Here is a 17,464-nt window from a genome sequence, read left to right as displayed (position 1 = left end):
AGCAACTGAAAAAGGGGAATTACGTGACAAAACCCGCCTGTTTTCTATACTGACACTGGGTGTCATCGGTATGTTTCGGGAAGTGGCTATATTGGGCGCATTTACGTGAGACGTACCGAACAAGTGAATGCCAGCAAGCATCAGGGAGCGAGAGGATCTATGAGCCAGAGCACCAGGAAAGCAGACACCCTGCAGGAGCAACCGTCTAACCGGCCCCATAAGTTATCTATAGCGGTTCCAGAGGAAGGCACGGATCGCAAGCCCCACAGTTACGAACGCTGGCTGATCGCGAAGTTGTTGAGAATGGCAGGCAATCCGCCCGTTCGCTTTCAGCTTTGGAATGACGAAATCATTGAATCGGACCTCATCACCGCCAGTTTTACCCTCCGGCTGGCCGATCCCAAAGCCCTCTATCAATTGGTCAGCAATCCCAACCTGGCATTCGGTGACCTCTACAGCTCCGGTCGGTTAAAAGTTGAAGGGGATCTGTCAGACCTGATGACAGCGCTATATCGAACTGTGCACAAAGCCAGGGAGAAGTGGCCAACATGGCTTGAAGCGGTCTGGCGCAACCATAACCCCCGCTCTACCAGCGTTTCAGATGCCAGGGAAAACATTCACCACCACTACGACCTTGGCAACGAGTTTTATAAGCTCTGGCTCGACCACGCCGAAATGCAGTACACCTGCGCCTACTACGAAAGCCCGGACCTGTCCCTGGAGCAGGCACAGCTGGCAAAGCTGGAACACGTTTGCCGGAAGTTGCGGCTCCAACCCGGCCAGACCGTGGTCGAGGCTGGCTGTGGATGGGGCGGCCTGGCACGGTATATGGCCCGCCAATACGGTGTCAAAGTCCACGCCTACAACATCTCTCGGGAGCAATTGGCCTTTGCGCGCGCGGAGGCTGAAAAACAAGGCCTGAGCCATCTGATCGAATACATTGAGGACGACTACCGTAACATAGAGGGCCAGTACGACGCGTTTGTTTCTATCGGCATGCTGGAGCATGTGGGCAAGGACCATTACGGCGAGATGGCCCGGGTGATTCGTCGTTCCCTTAAACCAGAGGGTATGGCGCTGCTGCACAGTATCGGTCGAAACCGCCCGATGTTGATGAATGCCTGGATTGAGAAGCGTATTTTCCCCGGCGCCTACCCACCCAGCATCGGCGAGTTCATGAGCATTTGTGAGAGCGGCGATTTCTCGGTGCTGGACGTAGAGAACCTGCGGTTGCACTACGCCGCCACCCTGGAGCACTGGATGAAACGATTTGAAAGTGTTCAGGACCAGGTCACCGAGCTGTATGACGCGCACTTCACCAGGGCGTGGCACATGTATCTGGCGGGCTCTACTGCGGCCTTCCGGGCGGGCTCTCTGCAACTGTTCCAGGTTGTGTTCACCCACGGGGATAACAACAACCTGCTCCCGACCCGCAAACATCTCTACAGCTTTCCCGCTGCGCCGGAGGCCTAGCAGATATGGAGCCCATCCATGGATCACTATGACATCATCGTTATTGGCGGCGGCCCTGCGGGATCAACCCTGGCCTGGTCGCTGGAAAAAAGCGGTAAACGGGTGCTGATAATCGACAAGCAGAATTTTCCGCGGGATAAAACCTGTGCTGGCTGGGTGACGCCGGCCGTGATGGATACGCTGGAAATCGATCAGGACGATTACGCCCGAGGGCGAACCTTACAGCCCATCAGTGCTTTCCGAATCGGTATGATGGGTCAGGCTCCTGTCGACAACGATCATGGTGAAACGGTCAGTTACGGTATTCGCCGCTGTGAGTTCGATGCCTATCTGTTGGACCGGGTGAGCGCCAGCAAGCAGTTGAACACTCCGGTTAAATCCATCGAGCAGAAAGGCCGCAACTGGGTGATCAACGACACCTTTGAAGCCCCACTATTGATTGGAGCGGGCGGTCATTTCTGTCCCGTCGCCAAAAAACTGGGACACGGCCCCGGCAGCCATGAAACCGTGGTAGCCGCAAAAGAAATCGAGTTCGAAATGACCCCCGCCCAGGCCAGCGCCTGCCAGGCCCGGGGTGATACACCGGAACTCTGGTTCTGCCGTGATCTGAAAGGCTATGCCTGGGTATTCCGCAAGGGCAACTTTCTGAATATCGGCCTTGGTCGTGAGGACAATCACAAGCTGACGGATCACCTCAATGACTTTGTTGACGACATGAAAGCCCAGGGTCGCGTTCCCGCAGACCTCCCAGGGCGGTTCAAGGGTCATGCCTACCTGTTGTATGCGCACGCAGAGCGGCCGTTGGTAGATGACGGCGTAATGTTGATTGGCGATGCCGCTGGCCTCGCGTATACCCAAAGTGGCGAAGGTATTCGTCCCGCCATTGAATCGGCATTAATAGCCGCAGACGTTATCCGGCAAGTGTCCGATGTATCAGCCTGCAATCTGGAGCGATACGGCGAGGCGATTTCCGAGCGCTTTGGCACCCGCGCCCTGAACGATCAATCCAGCTGGCAAATCCCCGACTGGGTAAAGCTGCCCCTGGCCAGCGGCCTGATGCGGTCCCAGTGGTTTACACGCAAAGTGGTGACCGAAAAGTGGTTTTTGCACCAGCAAGTACCGCCGCTGGAGTCTGCACTGTAGTTTCCCTGCAGCCATCGCGGGCTCTGATGAGGCGAGCGTCGGATCGGGCATCACGTGAGAATGGGTCAGACCCCACATTTCACGGAACACGATAGGTGTAACTCAGTAATTCAAGCTGATGGTCAGATCTAAGTTTCCCCCTTCGTACGGAAAGCGGGCTGCTTCGAACGAAGGCGCACCCATGAAGGCGCTTGCACCGTTTGAAAACCCGTAGCCTTCCGTGGGGATTCCTATGCCGTTGGTGCCAAGCTTGCCGTCCATATTTTCATCATGAATGACGGCAAGGGAATAAGTCCCCGGCGGTATGTCTACAAAATCGCAACGCGCCTCCGTATCCTGCACCTTCGTCATTATGATATTGGTCGCTGACTGCAGAAACTCAGTAGGAAAGCCCTCTGACGTTTTGAAAAGCGCGCAAGCTACTGCTCCAGTGCTGTTCCTGATGTCCAGAATCTTCACGTGAATGCCAGGGCACGATGATTGCGCAAAGGTGATCGCGGGAAAAGTCGCCAATACTAGCACTGTCAACAATGCTACAAACCGAGCCCTCAGGGGTGGCAGCGTCACTGCGGGGTGTCTGACAGTGGAGGCCAACACGGACTTGCAATTAGTTGACTCACTCATGAGTTTCCTCTTAGGTCCGATTTTTGACGTTTTAGACATTATTTAATGTAATCGGGAAATTACTCAATTCCAAACGATAGTTCTTCTATAAGTAGGCGTCAATCGCTGGGAAACAGTATTTCATGAAGCTATTAGGTGTTTAGGATATCGGGCGTGTGTGGATAACCTCGTGTCCCCATTGCCGAGAAATTCGGACTAGGCTCAGCTCACGCTTAAAGTTCACGCGGCAAGACTTTGAAACGCTAAAAAACGCCAGCAAGCTGGCGTTTTTTAATTCTGAATAACCCGCATTTTTAATGCAGGTGTTCACCTACCCGCAGAATTTGCATGGAGTTGGTGCCGCCTTGGGCATTGGTAAAGTTGCCTTTGGTGATGATAACCAGATCGCCGTCTTTCACCACGCTTTGCTTCACCAGTTCCTCAACCGCCTGGTTATTGGTGTCTTCCGCCGCAAAGTTGGCGGCATCAAAGGGCACGGTTTGCACGCCACGGTACATTACTACCCGGTGCTGGGTGGTGTGATGGCGTGAAAACGCGTAAATCGGCAGGCTGGACTTGATGCGAGACATCAGTCGCGGGGTTGCACCGGTTTCGGTCAGGCAGATGATCGCGGCTATACCGTTCAGGTGATTGGCCGCGTACATAGTAGAAAGAGCAATGGCTTCATCTACCCGACCCATGGATTCGTGCATCCGGTGTTTGGACTGGTGCATGGAAGGGTGTTTCTCCGCACCAATACAAATTCGTACCATGGCGGATACCGCTTCCACCGGATAATCTCCAACAGCGGTTTCTGCCGACAACATCACGGCGTCTGTGTAATCCATCACCGCGTTAGCCACATCCGACACTTCGGCGCGGGTGGGCATGGGGTTGGTGATCATCGACTCCATCATCTGGGTGGCGGTAATCACCGCGCGGTTAAGAATCCGCGCGCGCTGAATAATGTGCTTTTGCACACCGACCAGTTCGGCATCGCCGATTTCCACTGCCAGATCGCCGCGGGCAACCATGACCACGTCAGACGCTTCGATGACCGCATCCAGTGCGGCGTCATCGTGGGCCAGCTCGGCGCGTTCAATTTTTGCCACCAGCCCCGCTTCAGAGCCGGCTTCTTTCAGCAAACGACGGGCCGTGTGCATGTCTTCGGCGTTGCGAACGAAAGAAACAGCAACATAATCCGCGCCCAGTTTGGCGGCGGTAACGATGTCTTGCTTGTCTTTCTCGGTCAGGGCCTCAGCTGACAGGCCGCCACCGCGCTTGTTCAGACCCTTGTTGTTAGATAGGGGCCCACCGATCAGAACCGTGGAAGTGATGCTGTGATCGTCTACCGCGTCTATTTGCATTTCGATGCGGCCGTCGTCCAACACCAGAATGTCACCGGGTTTTACATCGCGAATCAGCTGTTCGTAATCGATGCCGACGCAATCGGAGGTGCCAGCGTCTTTGTCCATGGTGGCATCCAGCACAAAGGTTTGGCCGGCGGTCAGGGTGACTTTATTGTCGCGAAAGCGGGCAATGCGCAATTTTGGCCCTTGCAGGTCGGCCATGATAGCGACAAAACGGCCCTGGGCCTTGGCGGTGTCGCGCACCAGGCGCGCGCGCTTTTCATGATCTTCCGCCGTGCCGTGGGAAAAGTTCAGGCGGGTAACGTCGACACCTGCAGCAATAATAGCGCCCAAAGATTCGGGGCTGTCGGTAGCGGGACCAAGGGTGGCAACAATTTTTGTACGCCGGAGCATAGTGGGTGTCCTATTAGTATGTGAAGGTGTTTCGCTTCCGCGATCAGGCTGGTTGTCGGCTTGTGGCTTCACTGGCTGGCTTTGATCAGTGCAGCAGCATTATCCAGCATTCGGTTCGAGAAACCCCACTCATTATCATACCAAGCCATGACTTTTACATGACGCCCGATCACGCGCGTGTGGTTGGCATCAAAAATACTCGAACGCGCGTCGTGGTTAAAATCAACGCTGACCAGTTTTTCCTGGTTATACCCCAGTACGCTGTTTTTGTCAGCCGCGGATTTTACCGCTGCGTTGACTTCCTCTACGGAGGTGTCGCGGTTCGCGATAAAACCAAAGTCGACCAGCGATACATTAATGGTCGGCACACGAATCGCCAGGCCGTCCAGCTTGCCGTTCAGTGCCGGAATGATTTTACCAATCGCGGCGGCCGCACCGGTTTTGGTGGGGATCATCGACTGGGTGGCCGAGCGCGCGCGGTACAGGTCTGAATGGTACACGTCGCTCAGATTCTGGTCGTTGGTGTAGGAGTGAATGGTGGTCATCAATCCGCTTTCAATTCCGACCGCGCTGTTCAAAGCTTCGGCGATGGGTGCCAGGCAGTTAGTGGTGCAGGAGGCGTTGGAAATAATGTGATGGTCGGCGTTCAGAATCTGGTCGTTTACACCGAAAACCACCATAGCGTCGGCGTCTGGGCTGGGTGCAGAAATAATCACCTTGCGGGCGCCAGCTTGTAAATGCTTTGCGGCTTTTTTCCTCGTGGTGAACAGCCCCGTGCATTCCAGTACTACGTCTACGCCCAGTTCTTTCCACGGCAGGTCGGCGGGGTTGCGGATTGCGCTGATGGCAATGCGGTCGCCGTTTACGCTGAGGGAGTCGGCATCGTGGCTTACGTCGGCAGCAAAACGCCCGTGAACACTGTCATACTTGAGCAGGTGAGCGTTGGTTTCGGCATCGCCCAGGTCATTAATAGCGACCACCTGCATCTGCTCGCGATAATTGTTCTCGTAAAGAGCGCGAAGCGTGTTGCGGCCAATGCGGCCAAACCCGTTAATTGCGATTCGGATGGTCATATTCTTACTCCTGAACGGATGGTTTTTATTCGGAAATATACCTGATGTAGTAAATGTATCAACAAAACGCAAAAAAATGAACACTGAAACCCGTAAAATGTTAGAAATCGAACGTAAAACTACGTTCATAGCCGAAATAATCAAAATGAACCTGGCAGCATCTCATCACGGCCATGACCGTGAACTGTTTGGTTGGATGCGCTGCGGCTATGTTTGTTTTCGCACAAAACTATTTAAAACGCGTTATTAGTAAGTTCGCTAACGAATTTATTTCAATTTTTTTAGTTTTCGATAAGTACTTATAGAACAATATTTTAATGTGATTTCATGGGCAGTTAGCGCATCTAAAGTCACGCAAAGCGAAAATAACTTCGATCAAAACTTTCCATTTTGTCATTCGAGGGTTAGATTTGTTGTGTTCCGAATATTCTGATTAAAAACGAAAGCACAATATTCGTTCACGAATCGGGCTGTTGTGCTTGCACCCAAGGGAGCGCCGCCGGCGCTGCAACGGTACAGCAGCTTGAGATCTGGCACTAATAACAACAGGAAGCTGACATGATCGATAAAAACGCATTTGCGGATACTCCCAGCCGTCGTCCACTACGCAAGGCGCCTTTGGCGGCTGCGCTGTCACTTATGGTGGCAGGGATGGCCTCACCGGCAATGGCGGAGGTTTCATTTGAATCTGATAACGGTTGGAAAGTGGGTGTTAATGGCCACTTGCCGGTTTTTGCTGTTTTTGGCAATTATGACGAACCGACTGACGAAGATTCATTTACTATCACCACAGGTTTTAATCCGGCAACACTGCAAACCAACATTTACGCTCCGGAGATGAACGGTCTTCAGGTGTCTGGCCACTTCCAGATGAATGCTAACCTAGCGCCGGGTGATGCGGACGACGATTTCCGTAGCCGGGTGTCTGAAATTGCTGTAGCTGGTAACTTTGGTACCGTTAACATCGGTAAGGGTTTTGGTATTTTCGGAACACCAGCTATCGGTGATAACGGCAGCGGTTTGGGTGTCGGTTTGATCGGTGGCCCGGATACAGATACAGCCACTTCAGGGCGCATCGGTAACGGCTATTTCTATGCGAACTTTACGCCGCGAGTGATCTACACATCGAATGATTTTGGTGGCCTGCAATTTAAAGTGGGCTTATTCAGCCCGTCGAAGTTAGGTGATAAGGAGGTTCCGGAAGCTCTTGACGCAAATAATCTGACACCAGCTGAGCAGGCAGCCCGCGACGAAGCAAGTGCTGAATACACCATGCCGCGTATTGAGGCCAATGTGGTTTACACTGCAGACAACTTCTCGTTATGGTCTAGCGGTTTTACTCAAGACATAGACTTTAGAGCCGGTGGTAAAGACTACACTATGTCCGGTATCGACTTCGGTGGTTCCGTGGCTTTGGGTGATTTGGCGGTTCGTGCTAACTACTCGATGACCTCAGGCACAGGTAACGCGGTATTTGCCAATCGCTTCGATCCTGACGAAGAAGATGCGAGCCAGTGGTACGTTGAGACAACGTATAAGATCAACAAGACCACGCTGGGCGTAAGCTACGGTGAAGGTGAAGATGACATCGTAGCCGGCAACGGTAACGACACGGATCTGACCATGTTGTTCGCTCGCTACGCAGCTACGGACAACTTCACTTTGTTGGCTGAGTACACGACTCTGGGCACAGGAAACGGTGAAGGCGAATACAACGCCATCATCTTCGGCTCACAGCTGACGTTCTAATGCTGATGGTTTGAAGAAGGAAGGGTTCTGGCATCAGAACCCTTCAATGAAATGAAAAAAGACTGAGTGGGGTTCTCAGTCTTTTTTTTTGCCTGTATTTTGTCTGAATCTCAGGCAAAAAAAAGCTCCGGGCGGAACAATCCGGCCGGAGAAAAGTGCCTGAGAACGTATCAGGCACTGTGGTGGAGAAGGGAGAAGGGAAAGGGCTTGTAGCTTTACGCTGCTGCCTTGTCTGCCAAGTAGCTGTCCAATGCTTCAACTTCGCTGTCTGAGGCGTAGAGCCCCTGCTTGGTACGGCGCCATAGGATGTCTTCGGAGGTCATGGCCCATTCGTTGTTGATCAGGTGCTCTACTTCTTTCTCATAGAGCGTGCCCACGAAGTGCTTGCCAAGATCGTCTACGCTAGCGCAGTTGCTCAGAATATCCCGTGAGGTTGTGCCGTAGGTGCGCACGTAGCGGCTGACCAGGTTTTCTGGCAACCAGGGATAGGTCTCATTGAGCGCAGCGGCCAGATTAATCTGGTTATCAAAGTCGCCACCCGGAAGTACGGCAGTCTTTGTCCAATGGCCCCGGTTGTTTTTGAAGAAGTGGCAAATTTTATCGGTGGCCGCTTCCGCCAGTTTGCGATAGGTGGTGATTTTGCCACCAAACACCGAAATCAACGGCGCTTTGTTTTTCTCTTCGCTGACTTCAAAGGTGTAGTCGCGGGAGGCTTTCTGTGCGTTCTCTTCTTCGCCGTCCATCAGCGGGCGCACGCCCGAATAAGACCAGACCACGTCAGAAGGTTTCAGCTGTCGCTTGAAGTGCTCGTTCACAATTTTTAGCAAATAGGTGGTTTCTTCCGGTGAGATTTTGGCCTTCTTCGGGTCGCCTTCGTATTCAACGTCGGTGGTGCCAATCAGCGAGAAGTTATCTTCGTAAGGAATCACGAACACAATGCGGTCGTCTTCGTTTTGAAGAATATAGGCTTCTTCTTCCTGGTTCAGGCGGGGTACAACAATGTGGCTGCCTTTTACCATGCGGATCATCTTCGGTGCCGGCATCGACAGGCTCTCGCCAAACAACGAGCTTACCCAGGGGCCAGAGGCGTTCACGATGCACTTGGCAGAAATTATCTGATCTGCGTTTGTGTCGGTGTCACGAAGGGTAATTTGCCATTCGTCGCGACCGCGTTCAGCGTTTACGCACTTGGTGCGAGTCAAAATGGTGGCGCCGGACTGCTGGGCTTTTTTAGCGGTCAGTATCACCAGCCGTGCGTCGTCTACCCAGCCATCAGAATATTCAAAGCCGCGGGTAATATCCGGTTTTAACGGACCGGACTCGTCAAAACGGATTGACTTGGAGCCGGGCAAAATTTCCCGCTTGGCCAAATGGTCATAAAGAAACAAACCTGCGCGAATCATCCACGCGGGGCGTAAGTGCGACCGGTGTGGCAAGCGGAAGCGCATGGGCCACATGATGTGAGGAGAATTGCGCAAAAGAGACTCGCGCTCGGCCAGTGCTTTTTGCACCAGGCGAAATTCATAGTGTTCCAGATAACGCAGTCCGCCGTGAATAAGCTTGCTGCTGCTGGATGACGTTGCCGAAGCTAAATCATTCATTTCGCAAAGCAGTACTTTCAAGCCTCGGCCGGCGGCGTCCATTGCGATGCCTGTACCATTTACGCCGCCGCCAACTACGACGACGTCATAACGTTGGTGATCTACAGTCATTGTCGGTCATCTCCTGATGCCATTGGAAAAGACGCTTTCTTGTTATGCGCACTTTTCAGTGTTCATACGCGCTACAAAGCGTATTATGCGAAAGCGAGATATATTCGTAAAGGAAAAAATAGAAAAAAAGCGAAAATAAAAGAAGATATGTATCCTAAAGCGAATTAGTCGACCAAAATCAGACTAAATGAAGGGTGACATCGTGCTCGGTGAGCAGCCGGGAGATTTCCGGGGGTGGTGTCTGGTCAGTGAACACGTGATCGGCCTGGGTGATGTTGCCTAACCGAACCATGGCATTGCGGCCAAACTTGGAGTGGTCCGCAGCCAGTAAAATTTGACCGGAATTGGCAATAATTGCTTGGGCGACTCGAACTTCGCGGTAATCAAAATCCAGCAGCGATCCGTCATTGTGAATGCCGCTGATGCCGATAATGCCAAAATCCATTTTGAACTGATTGATAAAATCTCGGGTGGCTTCGCCTACAATGCCTCCATCGCGACTGCGTACTTCGCCACCGGCGATAATAACGTGGAAGTCCTCTTTGGCGGATAGAATAGAGGCGACATGCAGATTGTTGGTTACAATCTGCAAGTTGTTCTTTTCAAGCAAGGCTTTAGCAATGGTTTCGGTGGTGGTGCCAATGTTGATGAACATCGAGGAATTGTCGGGAATCAGCTTGACCATGGCTTCGGCGATACGCTCTTTGGCCTCTAGGTCCATAATTTTTCGGGCCTGATAATCGGTGTTGACCGTGCTTGAGTCTATGCCGGCACCGCCGTGATGGCGCCTTAGTTTTTTATGTTTGGCCAGCTCGTTCAAGTCCCGGCGAATGGTTTGCGGCGTTACTTTGAACTGGTCTACCAGCTGTTCGGTGGTTACAAACCCGTTGTGCTGGATCAGTTCCATAATCAAATCCTGTCGGCGCCGCTGTGCCATTCAACATCCTCCGTCTGGGTTCTTTACTATCTGAATGTGTGTTTGATTAAAAATACTACGAAAGTTTAGTCGTTTTCGATGGTTTATGCAGCTCTTCGAAGCTTATGGATGTTTACGGCCTGCGGATAAAGGCGAAACTTCTTGGCATTTATGTTCAAAAAAGTAAAAATACGAACAAATAAGAAAACGAGGTCTACAAAAAATGAGTCAATACATACTTTCCATAGATCAGGGAACCACCAGTTCCCGCGCCATTCTTTTTGATTTGAACGGCAATATTCATGCGGTACGGCAGCAGGAGTTCCCCCAGCATTTTCCCGACAGTGGTTGGGTAGAGCATAAGCCGGCAGACATCTGGTCAACGGTGAAAAGTACCTGCGATGAGGTGATGGCAGAAGAATTTGGTGCAGATGACGAAGTGGTCGCGGTGGGTATTACCAATCAGCGTGAGACCACCATTATATGGGATCGGAAAACCGGCGAGCCGGTTTATAACGCGATTGTCTGGCAGGATCGGCGAACCGCCGCTTACTGCAAAACCATGAAGTCGTCCAGCCACGAACCCGCAGTGCATAGCAAAACCGGACTGTTAATCGACCCGTATTTTTCTGCCACAAAAATCCGCTGGATACTGGAAAATGTGCCCGGTACGCGGGAGCGGGCAGAACGTGGGGAATTGGCTTTTGGAACCGTTGACAGTTTTCTGTTGTGGAAGCTCACCGGGGGGCAGGTACACCGCACCGACGCCACCAACGCCAGTCGCACTTTGCTGTTTAATATTCATACTCAGCAGTGGGACGAAGAGCTACTGGAATTATTCGACATTCCTGCATCCTTGCTGCCCGAGGTGATGGATTCGTCAGACGATTTTGGCAAGATCACAGAAGGCGGCGCTTTGAATGGCGTGTCTGTTATGGGCGTTGCCGGCGACCAGCAGGCGGCATTATTCGGCCAGACCTGTTTCGAAGTCGGGATGGCGAAGAGTACCTACGGCACCGGTTGTTTCCTCATACTTAATACCGGCGATAAAGCGCTGCAATCCGAGCATCGCTTGCTGACAACGGTTGCCTACCGTCTAAATGGTAAACCGACCTATGCCATAGAGGGCAGTATCTTTATTGCCGGGGCAACGATTCAGTGGCTGCGCGATGGTTTGCAACTGATTAACGACGCCTGCGAGGCCGAACCGCTGGCGGAAGGTACGCCGGTAGATCACGGAGTTTATTTAGTGCCGGCGTTTACCGGGCTTGGCGCCCCTTACTGGGACCCTGACGCCCGCGGCGCCATTTTTGGCCTGACTCGTGATACCGGCATCAAGGAAATTGTGACCGCCGGATTGCAATCGGTGTGTTATCAGACCAAAGACCTGCAAAAAGCCATGGAGAAAGACGGTATTCGTCCCATCACCTTGCGGGTTGATGGCGGCATGGTTAAAAACAACTGGGTTCTGCAGTTCTTGGCCGATATTCTGGGCGCCACTGTCGATCGGCCTTCGATGGTGGAAACCACTGCTCTGGGCGTCGCCTATCTGGCGGGTTTAAAAGCCGGCGTATACGGTTCGCTGGAAGAGCTAGCCGATTTATGGCGCTGTGACCGCCGCTTTGAGCCGTTGATGTCGAAAGCAGATCGCGATCGCTTGTACGCAGGTTGGATTCAGGCGGTGCACAAGCTTTAATTGAAGCGGGTATTACAAACCTGGGTTGCGCGCGCTAGCGCACCCCCAGCTCCCGCAGACGCTTGTAGAGTGTGTTGCGGCTGATTGACAGCTCCCGCGCTGCGCTGGAGATGTTGCCCATGCATTTTTGATAGACCTGCAATGTGTGACCAAAGGGTTCTGGCGCGGCTTTTTTCAGTTCGCCAAACGTGGCCTCCGAGCCGCTTTCGCCGGTGGCGGAGGTCACTGCGTCTGACAGGTTTCCGGTAGCGGTAGAGTCAAGCTGTGCCAAAAAATCGGCGGGCAGATGCCATATCTGGAGATCTTCGCCGTCGGCAATGGCAACAGCGACCCTGACCACATTGACCAGTTGGCGGATATTTCCGGGCCACGGGTGATTGGTCAGTGCTGCCAGAATCCGGGGCGACAGTGCCTCGCTTTGCACTGGGTCGCGGTATTGGCTGTAAATATGTTGCACCAGCTTTTGTTTATCAGTGCGATCACGAAGTGCTGGCAGTTCGACACACAATCCGTTGATGCGATAGTAAAGGTCTGCACGTAATTGGCCCGACTCAACGTGCAAGGCCGGTGCTCGGTTGGTGGCTGTTATCAGCAGAATATCTACCGCAATACTGTCGGTGGCGCCAACCGGTGTTACCACTCGTTCCTGAAGTACCCGCAATAACCTGGATTGTGCCGATAATGGCATTTCGCCAATTTCATCCAGAAACAAAATGCCTTTGTGAGCTTTACGAATGAACCCCAACGAACCTTGCGCCCGTGCTCCGGTAAAGGCGCCGGCTTCGTAGCCGAACAGTTCCGATTCCACCAGCTCCGGCGGGATAGCCGCGCAATTAACGGCAACCAACGCCTGCTCTCTGCGCTGTGTGGCCTGATGCAGGGCTTTAACCAGCACTTCTTTGCCAACCCCGGTTTCTCCGGTAATCAGCACTGGCACGCCGCGCTCCAACACTTTAAGGCTTTGTTCGGCGCAGCGGCGAACGGTTGCGTCGCCGTATTCGAGGGTTGAAAAGTCGGCGCTGTTCGTCTGTGTCGCCTTGGTTTGTCGTGCTACTACTAGATCATCCTCGGCGGGCGACTTTACCTGGACAACAGTGGGTCGCTGGACCTTCGCACTCAAACGTACTCGATTTTTAGTGCTGAGCTGCAACGCAGATTGCGGTGGGTGCCCAAGAATGTGATTGCGATGGGTCGTGAACAGGTCGTCCAGCCGAACCCCAACGGTCGTCTTACTTAACAGTTGATCAGCACGCTGATTGCTGGCCACGACACGCCCCAAGTCATCGCAAATCAGTATACCGGACCAGGGGCTGTCGAAGTTGTCTGCGGTGGTACTGAGTGTCAGCAGGAAGTGGTCCCGCTCAAATTGCCGCTTTAGCAGGCGATTGTCTACCGACTGCGCCAGCAACCGAACCACGCCCAGAGTGTGAGCCTGGGGCAGGTAGGCGTCACTGAATACGCTGAGTACGCCAACCAACTGCTTGTGTGCGTCAAAAATAGGCGCGGCAGAGCCAATCATGCTGCGATTGAGTTTTAAAAAGTGTTCGTTGCGCTGAATCTGCACCGCTTTGTTGGCGGCAATCGCAGTGCCTATGGCGTTTGTACCACAGCGCTCTTCCTGCCAGTTTGAGCCTTGCTGGAACCAGGGTTTTAATTGTGCCCCGGTAATACGCTCGTCACCCCAGCTTTTGAGCACTGTTGCGTGCCGGTTTGCCAGCAGAATCAGGCAGCGACTGCTGGAGAGTACATTTCTATAGTAGGGCAACACTTCGGCTTCGGTACTGGCGAGTAGTTCGTGGTATTGGCGTTCCAGCTCTTCTACCTGTGCCGCGCCGGGTGCCGGTGGTGTGGGTTCGAAGTCGTGATCAAGGCCCCAGGCGATGCAGCGATCCCAGGATTGTTCGACCAAACTGCGTTCATTTTCATATTCGGTATTTTTCATTAAGCCGCATCTCTGTGTTCGTTTTGGAGTTATTTGGTGCCGATGTGCGAGGCGGATTGTTCATTGTTGCACTGAATACTGTTCAATCATCTGTATAAATGTTGTTGAGGTCAATGTTCAATTTGAACAAAGTAGTGTTAAGCGAACATGTTTTGTTTCGGTTTAGAAAGTATGGTGATAAAAAAATTCCATATGAATCAATTATATAAGTATTTTTACGTAGAATTGCTAAAAGCTGGTACAGCCTTTGCGTTGCCTATTTCGCAACCGAAAGATCGGGCGCGATCATTTGCCCAGACGTGTTTCCACAAGAACAACAAGGAATAGATATGTCCTTAACTCTGGAGAACCTCTCCCATAGGGTCGACGGTGTCGACTTTATCCGGGATGCCAATCTCACCTTTCAGGCTGGCTCTTTTAATGTGCTGCTAGGCCGAACGCTCTCGGGTAAAACCTCGATGATGCGTTTGATGGCCGGACTCGATACACCAACCGAAGGTCGATTGATCTTCAACGGCCGGGATGTAACCGGCCAGAGCGTGCAAGCCCGGAATGTCTCGATGATTTATCAGCAGTTCATCAACTACCCAGGCATAACGGTGTATGAAAACATCGCCTCGCCTTTGCGCCTGGCGAAAATGGCTGAGTCTGAGATTGACCGCCGGGTGAAAGAAACCGCGGCCATGCTGCAGATTAGCCCCCTTCTGAAGCGCTATCCCCTTGAACTTTCCGGTGGCCAGCAACAGCGTACGGCGATGGCGCGGGCGTTGGTAAAAGATGCCACATTGGTGCTGTTCGATGAACCCTTGGTCAACCTTGATTACAAGCTGCGGGAAGAACTGCGGGCCGAATTGCGCGACCTGTTCCGTGAACGCCAGTGTATTGCGGTATACGCCACCACGGAAGCCAACGAAGCCTTGGCGTTGGGCGGCACAACCACGCTGTTGCATGAAGGCAGTGTGATTCAGAACGGTCCGGTTATGGATGTGTATCGGTCACCGGTAAATACCCTGGCCGCGCAGCTGTTCAGTGAACCGCCTATGAATATGATCCGCGGACGCGTGACAGACACCGAAGTAACGTTTGACGAATACTCCCACCATGCTTTGACTCAGGAATTGTCCAAACTGACGCCAGGCGATTACTGGTTCGGGGTTCGCCCGAGCCACATTGCTCTGGTGCCGGCTAACGACGACGATCTTGAAATATCAATGGAAGTAGCGCTGAGCGAAATCAGCGGTTCGGAAACGTTTATACACATCGAAAACAGCCATTTTGAAATGGTGATGCAGCTGATGGGTGTTCACCAATACCACACCGGTGCCCCGGTTAAGGTTTACCTGCCAATCAACAAGCTGTTCGTTTTCGATAGCGCCGAAAAGTTGGTGCACACACCATCGCGGATATCAGGAGGAGCTGTCTAATGGCTGAAATTCAATTGAAATCACTGGCTCACAGCTACAGCGATACGCCTGGCGGGCCAGAAGACTATGCGATTCGCCATCTCGACCACGTTTGGCACGAAGGCGGCGCCTACGCTCTGCTAGGGCCATCTGGTTGCGGCAAAAGCACCATGCTGAATATCATTTCCGGCCTGGTTCAGCCCTCTGAAGGTGAAGTGCTGTTTGACGGTAAGCGGGTCAACGAGCTGTCGCCGCGGGATCGTAACATCGCCCAAGTGTTCCAGTTTCCGGTTGTTTACGACTCTATGACTGTGTTTGATAACCTGGCATTTCCGTTAAAGAACAACAAAATACCGAAGTCACGCATCAAGGCGCGGGTGCAAGAAATTGCCGAAGTGCTGGAAATTGAAGACAAGCTGTACAAGAAAGCTAAAAATCTGACCGCCGATGAAAAGCAGAAAGTGTCCATGGGGCGCGGCCTGGTGCGGGAAGACGTGTCGGCCATTCTGTTTGATGAGCCGCTTACGGTGATTGACCCCCAGTTGAAGTGGAAGCTGCGGCGTAAACTAAAGCAGATTCACGAGCAGTTTGATATCACCATGGTGTACGTGACCCACGATCAGCTGGAAGCGTCTACATTTGCCGACAAGATTGCGGTGATGTACGGCGGCCAGATTGTTCAGTTCGGTACGCCCACCGAGTTGTTCGAGCAGCCCAACCATACTTTTGTTGGTTATTTTATTGGCAGCCCGGGCATGAACTTGGTTGAAGTAGAGCGCAGCGCCGCAGGCGTTCGTTTCAGGTCTACTCAGGTGGACCTGGCGCCGTGGCAGGTCGAGCTGTTGAAACGCCTCACATCCAAAAACATCAAAATCGGGATCCGTCCGGAATTTATCGAGTTGTCTCCGACTGCTTCGGACGACACCTACGAGGCCGAGATCCTGGATATGGAAGACCTCGGTACTTACAAAGTGATCACCGTGCGGCTGGATCAGCAGGAGATGAAAGTGCGGATGAACGAAGAGTTTGAGGGTGCCATTGGCAGCCGCACGTACCTTTCGTTCCCGCAACAGTGGCTGAAGCTGTATGTCGATGAATTCCTGGTGCAGGAGCAACAATAATGCAAAAAATCCAGAATAATCGCGCCTGGTGGCTGGTGCTGCCGGTATTTTCGCTGGTCGCTTTTTCAGCGTTGATTCCGCTGATGACCGTTGTGAACTATTCAGTGCAGGATATTTTTGGCCCCGGACAGGCATTTTTCGTCGGTACCGAGTGGTTCAGAGAGGTTCTGGGTGACGAGCGTTTGCAGGATTCCCTGATTCGCCAGTTCATGTTTTCCGGCGCTGTGCTGCTGATTCAGATCCCTTTGGGTATCGGCGTTGCGCTGATGATGCCGAAGTCTGGCATTAAAGGTTCTGTGTGTTTGATTCTGATCGCTATTCCGCTGCTGATTCCCTGGAACGTGGTAGGCACCATCTGGCAGGTTTTCGCCCGTGGCGACATTGGCCTGTTTGGTTGGGGTCTTAACGAGCTCGGCTTTGACTACAACTACACCGGCAACACAGTTGATGCCTGGTTAACGGTTCTGTTGATGGATGTGTGGCACTGGACTCCGCTGGTAGCGCTGCTTTGCTACTCGGGCCTGCGCGCCATCCCGGAAGCCTTTTATCAAGCAGCTGAAATTGACCGCGCCTCTAAATGGGCAGTGTTCCGTTACATTCAGCTGCCACGGTTGAAAAGCGTGTTGATCATTGCGGTGCTGTTGCGCTTTATGGACAGCTTTATGATTTACACCGAGCCGTTTGTATTGACCGGCGGCGGGCCAGGTAGCTCGACCACTTTCTTGAGCCAAACATTGACCACTATGGCCATCGGACAGTTCGACCTGGGGCGCGCATCTGCTTTCTCGCTGATCTACTTCCTGATTGTGCTGTTGATTTCGTGGCTGTTTTTTACCGCCATCACTCAAGATGACAAAGAAAAATAAGGAG

At 52.7% G+C, this 17,464-nt stretch carries 13 protein-coding genes; 7 read left to right on the top strand and 6 right to left on the bottom strand.

Going from position 1 to position 17,464, the window contains the following annotated elements:
• Nucleotides 1-159 precede the first annotated feature (159 nt).
• Together ATI45_RS07420 and ATI45_RS07415 are read left to right on the top strand one after the other, a co-directional pair.
• Nucleotides 160-1,473, top strand: a complete 1,314-nt coding sequence (locus tag ATI45_RS07420; protein ID WP_098418930.1) for an SAM-dependent methyltransferase — start codon at nucleotides 160-162, stop codon at nucleotides 1,471-1,473.
• Nucleotides 1,474-1,491: 18 nt separating this feature from the next.
• The gene (locus ATI45_RS07415; protein WP_098418929.1) at nucleotides 1,492-2,616 is read left to right on the top strand and encodes an NAD(P)/FAD-dependent oxidoreductase; all 1,125 of its coding nucleotides are present in this window, start codon (nucleotides 1,492-1,494) and stop codon (nucleotides 2,614-2,616) included.
• 102 nt (nucleotides 2,617-2,718) lie between these two features.
• Here the strand turns inward: ATI45_RS07415 and ATI45_RS22640 are convergent, their stop codons facing one another.
• The 3 genes from ATI45_RS22640 to gap all read right to left on the bottom strand — a co-directional run bounded on the left by ATI45_RS22640 (nucleotide 2,719) and on the right by gap (nucleotide 6,055).
• The gene (locus ATI45_RS22640; RefSeq protein WP_228706233.1) at nucleotides 2,719-3,075 is read right to left on the bottom strand and encodes a DUF2141 domain-containing protein; all 357 of its coding nucleotides are present in this window, start codon (nucleotides 3,073-3,075) and stop codon (nucleotides 2,719-2,721) included.
• A 458-nt stretch (nucleotides 3,076-3,533) separates the two neighbouring features.
• Nucleotides 3,534-4,982, bottom strand: a complete 1,449-nt coding sequence (gene pyk / locus ATI45_RS07405) for a pyruvate kinase (RefSeq protein WP_098418927.1) — start codon at nucleotides 4,980-4,982, stop codon at nucleotides 3,534-3,536.
• Nucleotides 4,983-5,050: 68 nt separating this feature from the next.
• Complete coding sequence (gap, locus tag ATI45_RS07400; RefSeq protein WP_098418926.1) at nucleotides 5,051-6,055, bottom strand: type I glyceraldehyde-3-phosphate dehydrogenase; 1,005 nt, start codon at nucleotides 6,053-6,055, stop codon at nucleotides 5,051-5,053.
• A gap of 558 nt (nucleotides 6,056-6,613) precedes the next feature.
• Between gap and ATI45_RS07395 the strand changes: the two genes are divergently transcribed.
• Nucleotides 6,614-7,804, top strand: a complete 1,191-nt coding sequence (locus tag ATI45_RS07395) for a porin (RefSeq protein ID WP_098418925.1) — start codon at nucleotides 6,614-6,616, stop codon at nucleotides 7,802-7,804.
• A 215-nt stretch (nucleotides 7,805-8,019) separates the two neighbouring features.
• Here the strand turns inward: ATI45_RS07395 and glpD are convergent, their stop codons facing one another.
• Together glpD and ATI45_RS07385 are read right to left on the bottom strand one after the other, a co-directional pair.
• A complete protein-coding gene (glpD, locus tag ATI45_RS07390; protein WP_098418924.1) occupies nucleotides 8,020-9,516 on the bottom strand; it encodes a glycerol-3-phosphate dehydrogenase in 1,497 nt (498 codons plus the stop codon).
• A gap of 178 nt (nucleotides 9,517-9,694) precedes the next feature.
• Nucleotides 9,695-10,453 (bottom strand): DeoR/GlpR family transcriptional regulator, encoded by a 759-nt coding sequence (locus ATI45_RS07385; protein ID WP_098418923.1) that lies wholly within the window; start codon nucleotides 10,451-10,453, stop codon nucleotides 9,695-9,697.
• A 202-nt stretch (nucleotides 10,454-10,655) separates the two neighbouring features.
• On the opposite strand from ATI45_RS07385, the gene glpK reads away from it, so the two are divergent.
• Nucleotides 10,656-12,128 (top strand): glycerol kinase GlpK, encoded by a 1,473-nt coding sequence (glpK, locus tag ATI45_RS07380; protein ID WP_098418922.1) that lies wholly within the window; start codon nucleotides 10,656-10,658, stop codon nucleotides 12,126-12,128.
• A gap of 34 nt (nucleotides 12,129-12,162) precedes the next feature.
• Here the strand turns inward: glpK and ATI45_RS07375 are convergent, their stop codons facing one another.
• The gene (locus ATI45_RS07375) at nucleotides 12,163-14,070 is read right to left on the bottom strand and encodes a sigma-54-dependent Fis family transcriptional regulator (RefSeq protein ID WP_098418921.1); all 1,908 of its coding nucleotides are present in this window, start codon (nucleotides 14,068-14,070) and stop codon (nucleotides 12,163-12,165) included.
• A 329-nt stretch (nucleotides 14,071-14,399) separates the two neighbouring features.
• Here ATI45_RS07375 and ATI45_RS07370 point away from each other — a divergent pair, with 329 nt between their 5' ends.
• From ATI45_RS07370 to ATI45_RS07360, 3 genes are read left to right on the top strand one after another with little or no spacing between them, the layout of a single operon-like run.
• On the top strand, nucleotides 14,400-15,494 hold the full coding sequence (locus ATI45_RS07370; protein WP_098418920.1) for an ABC transporter ATP-binding protein: 1,095 nt from the start codon (nucleotides 14,400-14,402) through the stop codon (nucleotides 15,492-15,494).
• Complete coding sequence (locus ATI45_RS07365; protein WP_098418919.1) at nucleotides 15,494-16,594, top strand: ABC transporter ATP-binding protein; 1,101 nt, start codon at nucleotides 15,494-15,496, stop codon at nucleotides 16,592-16,594. Before ATI45_RS07370 ends, ATI45_RS07365 begins: the two co-directional genes overlap by 1 nt.
• Complete coding sequence (locus ATI45_RS07360) at nucleotides 16,594-17,460, top strand: carbohydrate ABC transporter permease (RefSeq protein ID WP_098418918.1); 867 nt, start codon at nucleotides 16,594-16,596, stop codon at nucleotides 17,458-17,460. The genes ATI45_RS07365 and ATI45_RS07360 overlap by 1 nt, the downstream gene beginning before the upstream one ends.
• Nucleotides 17,461-17,464 lie beyond the last annotated feature (4 nt).

Origin of the sequence: Marinobacter sp. LV10MA510-1, from assembly GCF_002563885.1 — a bacterium.
Classification (GTDB): Bacteria; Pseudomonadota; Gammaproteobacteria; order Pseudomonadales; family Oleiphilaceae; genus Marinobacter.
The sequence above is the reverse complement of the archived record's forward strand: the minus strand, read 5'-3'. Positions and strand labels throughout refer to the sequence as shown.